At 39.5% G+C, this 7,801-nt stretch carries 4 protein-coding genes and 2 rRNA genes; all 6 read right to left on the reverse strand.

Features of this window, described 5'->3' with window-relative positions:
• Positions 1–162 precede the first annotated feature (162 nt).
• Positions 163–1,578: a Gfo/Idh/MocA family protein gene (locus G7B20_RS10145; protein WP_079642546.1), complete on the reverse strand. Its 1,416-nt coding sequence runs from the start codon at positions 1,576–1,578 to the stop codon at positions 163–165.
• A 256-nt stretch (positions 1,579–1,834) separates the two neighbouring features.
• Complete coding sequence (locus tag G7B20_RS10150; protein ID WP_164110875.1) at positions 1,835–3,145, reverse strand: TolC family protein; 1,311 nt, start codon at positions 3,143–3,145, stop codon at positions 1,835–1,837.
• A 1-nt stretch (position 3,146) separates the two neighbouring features.
• The gene (locus tag G7B20_RS10155; protein ID WP_164110877.1) at positions 3,147–6,224 is read right to left on the reverse strand and encodes an efflux RND transporter permease subunit; all 3,078 of its coding nucleotides are present in this window, start codon (positions 6,222–6,224) and stop codon (positions 3,147–3,149) included.
• Positions 6,225–6,232: 8 nt separating this feature from the next.
• A complete protein-coding gene (locus G7B20_RS10160) occupies positions 6,233–7,297 on the reverse strand; it encodes an efflux RND transporter periplasmic adaptor subunit (RefSeq protein WP_164110879.1) in 1,065 nt (354 codons plus the stop codon).
• A gap of 167 nt (positions 7,298–7,464) precedes the next feature.
• Positions 7,465–7,576, reverse strand: a 5S ribosomal RNA gene (rrf, locus tag G7B20_RS10165).
• A gap of 95 nt (positions 7,577–7,671) precedes the next feature.
• Positions 7,672–7,801 (reverse strand): 23S ribosomal RNA (locus G7B20_RS10170); the annotation flags it as partial.

Genomic DNA, 7,801 nt, shown 5'->3' on the forward strand with positions numbered 1-7,801 from the left:
CACCAACTGATATAAAAGTTCTTTATGTCCATTGAACAGCATGAAGTAAGTTCATTGATTCCATAAAGAGATAAAACGAATCAATAATACAGACACTTTCAAAAAAAAGGAAGATATCTTTCAATATCTTCCTTCATTATACGTTAACAAGTATAAGTTATATTAACCAACTTTTAATTGCTTGCTTTGATCTTTAGATACTTTAGGACGAATTCCAGTATTTCCACCTCCATTTAACGTCATATCATGAGGTGCATTTGTCTTCCAGTTTCCTTTCGTGAAATCAGGAATAGCGACAGTTTTACTATTTTTGGCCACAGATTCACAACTTAACGGAACAATAACAGACCAAGAAGCCCCTTCATAAACCGGTTGATCAATTGGTAATCCGTTTCTCAAACAGTCAATCAGACGCCAATCCATCATAAAGTCCATACCACCATGTCCGCCAACCTGCTTAGCTTGTTCACCAATAAACTTAATTAATTGCGGTGTGTATTTCTCGTACAACCCTTTCATTTCCTCTTCCTTAACAAAAGAGTGTCCGAAAGCAATGCCCTCTTTTGGATACTTCTGTGCGAAACCTTTCGTACCGCTTAATAAATGTAAACGCGAATAAGGTCTAGGGGAAGTAACGTCATGTTGGATCATCATAGTTTTTCCCTTTTCTGTCTTAATCAGGGTAGTATCCATATTTCCGCGGTATTTTTTACCAACAAACTCTTGATAAAAAGAATCTTTGGCTGCTAATTCACGGGCTCTATCTGCCATCATAAAATCAGCTGTCTGCATAGCTACCAAATGTGTCATCCGATCACCGCTGTTAATATTCAAACATTGAGCAATCGGTCCGATACCGTGTGTAGGATAAAGGTTTCCGTTCATCTTAATGTTCTCACGTAAACGCCACATATTATCATATCCATTCTTGCTGTTGAAATTCAAATCCAACAAATCATGGATATAAGCCCCTTCGGCATGCACCAGTTCACCAAACATACCCTGACGAGTCATATTCAATGTTAACATTTCGAAAAAGTCATAACAACAGTTTTCCAACATCATACAGTGTTTTTTCGTTGCCTCTGAAACTTTAACGACTTCCCAACATTCCTTTTCCGTCAAACCAATAGGAACTTCACAAGCAACATGTGCACCAGCTTTCATCGCTGCAATACTCATTGGGGCATGAAACTCCCATGGTGTACAGATATAGACAAGATCGACTTCTTCTTCCTTCAGTAATTTCTCCCAACCGTTATCACCAGAATAAGACTTTGCTTCTTTCAAGCCTTTACCTGTTAAAATTTTCTGCGCTTTATCAACACGATCAGCATGTCTATCACATAAAGCCACGATCTCGGTTCCCTCGATATACGATAAGCGATCGACAGCACCAGGACCTCTCATCCCCAAACCAATCACAGCGATTCTTACCTTATCAATCTTAGGAGCAGCATATCCCCACATATTGAACGATGTAGCTGCAAGCGCTTCATTATTTAGAGCAGGCAAAGATAGTGCTGCTGCTGAAAGAAATCCCGCTTTCTTTAAAAAATCTCTTCTATTTGAACTCATATTAATCTTAGGGTTTATTTTCCATCAAAAAATCAAAGGGGACATAAAGCCCCCTTTAAAATCACCTATTTTAAAACAAACTAAACAGTCTTTTGTCATAAATAACCAATCTATACTTCAAGGCTTGTTGGTTATAGATAACTTCTTTTTATCGAATTATCTAAGACAATAATAATCTATAAATACCATAATAAGAAATAAAAAACGAACGCAAACGTTTGACTTAAATTGCGAAAACGTTTGCCTAACAGAATAGTTACCATACAAAATCAATCGCTCCCACCAATTCCTTTAACATAGCTTCGGACAGTTTTGCTTGCGTCTTAGCGGTATTGAAACGAGTGACTGCATCAATGTAATTCTGCTGTGCGTCTCTAAACTCAACGGCACTAATTGAACCGATACGAAATTTGTCTAAGGTAATACTCAAATTCTGTTTAGCAATCCGTTCATTCCCTTCTTCAATGTTTACCAAAGCAAGATTGGTCTGATAACTATGAAATGCTTGAGTAATCGCAGTTTCCACAGCGACACGTTGCTGCTCTACCGCAAGTTCAGCATTATCGACCCTAAGTTTTGCAACGCGTTCATTACGGCGTTGATTAAAACCATCGAATATATTAAGTGAGGCTGATACCCCATAATTGAGCCCCCTTGAATTGGATTGGGCCACAAAGCCTAAACTAGACTCTGATTCTGAAAAGTTGTAGCCTCCATTTAGTCGCACTGTTGGGTAGCGCGCAGCTTTCACATTCTTAACCTCAAGTTCGGCCAGGCGCTTGCTAATACTCACACCAATAAGGTCAGGGTTATGCACTTTAGCTTGATCCAATAAATTTTCGAGCACCATGGACTGATCTATTTTTACCTCTGTGACGATGGCAAAATCAAGAGATAATGATCTAGCCAATAACCCATTAAGAGCGACCTTAAGATTCTTGACAGCTTCCATCTGTCTCAAACGCGTAGATTCGTCCTCATTCAGATTAACCTGTACATTAAGCACCTCCAATCGAGAAGCCTTACCTATAGAAAAACGATTCTCAGCAGTGCGTAATCTTTCTTTAGAAATCAATATACTTGAATCTATAGCCATTAAAAGATTCTGCTGTTCGACAATACTATAATAGGTACGTATGACATCCGATACCATAGATACAACCGTACGCTTCACCTGGATTCCTCCTAGTTTTTCTAATTCCCTAAGCGATTCATACCTCGAAAACATACCTAAGCCATCAAAAATGGTCCAACCTAGGCTTACACCGTAGGTCATATTATTATTCTTTGCATTATCCAAAGCACGGATACTCCCATCGTTTTGGGTTTGCTTAGAATTCTGTATACTATTATTCTGACTAAAGTTACCCGTCACACTTGGTAGCATACCTGCATTTCCATAGGTGACATTCTCGGTAGCCACTTCCAATTCATTTCTCGACAATTTAATATCATAATTGTTTGACAAGGCTATCTCAACAGCTTCCTTTATAGTCAATAAATCCTGTCCAAAACCTGGAAGAACTGCTCCAATCCAAGTTATAAAAACCAATACTACAAGCTTCATACTATTCATCTATCTGGTCAAATTCGGGACGATGTACTCGCTTACGAGAAAACATCAAGTAAAATCCGGGAATAACGTATAACGTCAACAACAAAGAAAAGAGAGTACCACCAACGATCACAACCCCCATACCAATACGACTTGTAGAAGCTGCCCCCAACGAAAGAGCAATCGGCAAGGCCCCCAACGCAATGGCAAAAGAAGTCATTAAAATCGGTCTTAATCTTGCTTCTGCAGCAAGGACTACCGCCTCAAACTTTTCGTGACCTTCTTCCCGCAGTTGATTAGCAAATTCTACAATTAAAATGCCGTTTTTCGTGACAAGTCCAATCAGCATAATTGTACCTATCTGACTAAAGATATTCCACGATTGTCCAAATAACCACAACGAAAACAGTGCTCCCCCAACAGCCATTGGGACTGTTAGCAAAATTATGATGGGATCCACAAAGCTTTCAAATTGTGCCGCCAAAATCAAAAATATCAAGAGAACAGCTAACCCAAAGGCAAACATCGTATTTGATCCACTTTCCACGAAATCCCTAGCTTCGCCCCCTAAATCTGTAGTAAAACTTTCATCTAAAACTCTTTCTTTAACAGCATCCATAGCTTCGATACCCTCGCCCATACTTCTTCCAGGAGCCAAAGATGCTGATACTGTAGCGGACATATATCTATTGTTATGATAAAGCTGCGGAGGGCTACTATGCTCCTGAACATCTACAATATTGTCTAGTTGAATCAGTTTTCCATCTCTATTCTTTACAAAAATTGAAGTTAGATTGGTCGGTGTTGCACGATCCTTGCGATCAAACTGCCCCATCACCTGATACTGTTTTCCATTCATCATAAAATATCCGAAGCGCTGACCAGATAAAGACATCTGTAAAGTCTGCGCTACATCCAATACAGATACCCCCAATGCTTGCGCTTTCTCTCTATCGATGTGTACATACAACTCGGGTTTATTAAACTTGAGATTAACATCTACCATGGAGAAAGTTTTGTCCTTGGACAACTCTTCCATAAATTCTGGAATCTTCTCTTCTAATTTTTGAAAATTAGGTGCTTGAATAATATACTGAATTGGAGAACCTCCTCTTCTATTTACGGCAATTGTAGGCTGTTGAGATACAGCAACTCTGGCCTCAGAATATTGTCGTGTCAATCGCGATAACTGATTAGCTATTTCTTCTTGGCTCCGCTCCCGCTCTTGAGGTTGTACCAAGCCTAAACGTACGAAACCACTGTTGGAAGAAGAAGAACCAAATCCAGGAGAAGTTATCACTAAACTAACCTTTTTCTCTGGAACCGAATCGTTAATCAATAAAGTTAACTCCGTCATAAAACGATCCATATAATCATAAGAAACGCCTTCTGGAGCTGTAGCTCTCAAAGAAACGTAACTGCGATCATCGTAAGGCGCCGTCTCCTTAGGCAAAAGCTGATAAAAGAAATATATTAAAACAAAACAAGCGCCTATAACAGCTACACTCAACCACCTTCGACCTAAGAAACTCCTGAGAGAACCTTCATACTCCTTATTCATCATAACAAAGTAGCGTTCTGTTCTTTCATAAAACTTTGATCGCTTCTGCTCTCCGCCTTTCATGAGATAAGCATTCAACATAGGAGTTAACGAGAGCGATACGAATGCAGAAATCAATACCGCTGCGCCTATCACAATTCCAAACTCTCGAAATAACCTCCCCACAAACCCCTCCAAAAAGATAACAGGCAGAAACACTGCGGCCAATGTTACCGATATAGAAATGACAGCGAAAAATATTTCATTAGACCCCTTTATAGCGGCTTCGATCGGAGACATTCCCTCCTCGACCTTTTTAAATATATTTTCTGTTACTACGATCCCATCATCAACTACAAGACCAGTAGCTAACACTATAGCCAATAATGTCAATACATTGATTGAAAAACCGCATAAGTACATTATAAAAAAAGTAGCGATAAGAGATACAGGTATATCGATTAGCGGTCTAAAAGCAATGCTCCAATTTCGAAAAAATATATAAATAATAATTACAACCAAAACTATAGAAATCAGCAAAGTCTCCACCACTTCCAATACCGCTCGCTTCACAAATTGCGTATTGTCCAAAGCGACATTAATCTCGAATCCCTCAGGAAGATCAACCTCCAGTCGATCATATTCTTCGTAAAATTCTTTAGCGATATCTAAATAATTAGTACCCGGTTGAGGAATAATAGCTAAGCTGACCATGGGGTATCCCGAATCAGACATCTTCGTTTCGAAATTCTCCGCTTCTAAAGTTGCCTTACCTATATCACTGAACCTAATAATCAGATTAGCTTCTGCTCTAATAACGATATTATTAAAACCTTCTTCTGTCGATAAGTTACCGATTGTTTTTACGGCCAATTCTGTATTTGCTCCTGTCAATTTACCTGAAGGCAACTCTACGTTTTGACTATTCAAAGCTGTTCGAACATCCAATACAGTTAAGCCATAAGATGATAGTTTTACAGGATCTATCCATAAACGCATAGCAAATTTCTTCTGTCCCCAAATCTGGACTGAACTTACCCCAGGGATAGTTTGAAGTCTTTGTGCTATTACATTTTCAGCATAATCAGACAACTCAAGTACATTTTTAGTCGCACTTTGAACGGTCATTGTAATAATAGGCTCCGAATCAGCATCGGCTTTTGAAACTACGGGGGCCGCATCGATATCTTGAGGAAGATTTCGTTGCGCCTGTGACACCTTATCGCGCACATCATTTGCAGCCTCTTCCAGATTCTTATCTAAATTGAATTCAATAGTGATATTACTTGTACCTTGATTACTAGATGAAGAAATGTTACGAATTCCGTCGATAGAATTTATAGATTTCTCCAACGGCTCGGTAATCTGAGATTCGATAATCTCAGCATTAGCTCCAGCATAGCTAGTCCTGACAGATATCTGCGCCGGATCAATAGACGGAAACTCTCGAACTCCCAAAAAAGTATAGCCTATTATTCCAAATAGTATCAGCAACAAGTTCATCACTATTGCCAATACGGGTCTCTTAATACTTAACGTTGATAAACTCATCCCTCCTCCTATTTCAACGTTACCTTAACAGCACTGCCGTCACGTAATGACATTACGCCCGAAGTCAATATGGTATCGCCGTCGGCAATTCCCTTCGTAATCAACACTACAGAATCAGAGCGTCCACCAGTCTCTACTAAAATTTCTTTAGCCTTGCCTTCTTTTTTCACAAACAGCTTTTTACCATTCTGAATTGGTATCAAAGCCTCCGTAGGAACCAATAGACCATCGGTAATTGTCTCCAACGGAAAAATAACATTTGCAAATGCACCGGGAATTAGTCTATTGCCACCATTTTCAGCTATTGCTCGCACCCGCAATGTGCGCGTACTTTCCTCGATTAAAGGATCTAAAGCATATACCTTTGCAAAAAAAACATCTTCTGCTCCTTGTACTGTAAAACGAACTTCTTCGCCGACTTTCACTTTCACCGCATACTTTTCCGGTATAGAAAATTGCAATTTGACCCTAGCCATATTAACGAGTTGAGCGATTGGCGTAGTGGGTGTAATATAACTTCCCTTTGAAATACTCCGTAATCCTACCGTTCCCGAAAAAGGTGCCTTTATCACTGTTTTATTAAGCTGTGCTTGAATTAGTTGAATTTGCGCTTTTGCAGTTCGAAAATCAGCACTAGCGATATCATACTCTTCTTGGCTAATAGCTTCCTTCTCTAGCAGAAGATTCGCTCTCCGCTCATTTTCACCAGCAAGTGCACTCCTAGTTTTTGCCTGCTCAAGCTGTGCACGTAATTCCAAATCGTTTATCTTAACCAAAACCTGTCCAGCAGCGACCTTCGCGCCTTCCTCAAAATTCAAGAGTTCCACAAGACCAGAAATCTCAGACTTTAAGTCTACCACTTCATTCGCCTCTATAGATCCTGTTAACGATAGAAAATCAGAAAACGGTTTCCCTTTAACGATCATACCATAGACTTTGACTTCGCTTCGACCGGCACCACTACCTTTCACATTGCTATCAGCCTTTTCTTTATTCTTTACTAATCGATAACCTACCAAACCAGCAACTATCACGAACAAAATCACTAAAAATGTTCCAACTTTTCGATTCATAATTTACAATAGGGACTTCTATTAATAATATTTCCGTTACAATATAGGGTATATTCCTTTAGCAAGGATGTAAAATTCTTATTATAATATCAAGCAAAGACAGCTATTAAAAGATACATATATAACAAGAAAAGCCCCTCCAGTTTCCTGAAGGGGCTTCGTGTAAAAAAAGGCACCGACCTACTCTCCCACCTGTTACGGCAATACCATCGGCTCTGGCGGGCTTGACTTCTCTGTTCGGAATGGGAAGAGGTAGACACCGCCGATATAGGCACCTGAAATATCTTAAGCTAACGGCTATTGCTAATAGCTATAAGCTGATTGACATGTTATTGAAAGAAAAAGAACAGTCAGAGAAGACAACAGGTCTATCTGCCTGGAAAGCTTCGGGCTATTAGTACTACTCGGCTTTGGTCTCTCAACCTTTACACCTATAGCCTATCAACGTTGTCATCTACAACGACCCTGTAAGGAAGTCTCATCTCGTGGCTAGTTTCGCACTTA

This window comes from Sphingobacterium sp. xlx-96 (assembly GCF_011007365.1).
Lineage (GTDB): Bacteria > Bacteroidota > Bacteroidia > Sphingobacteriales > Sphingobacteriaceae > Sphingobacterium > Sphingobacterium luzhongxinii.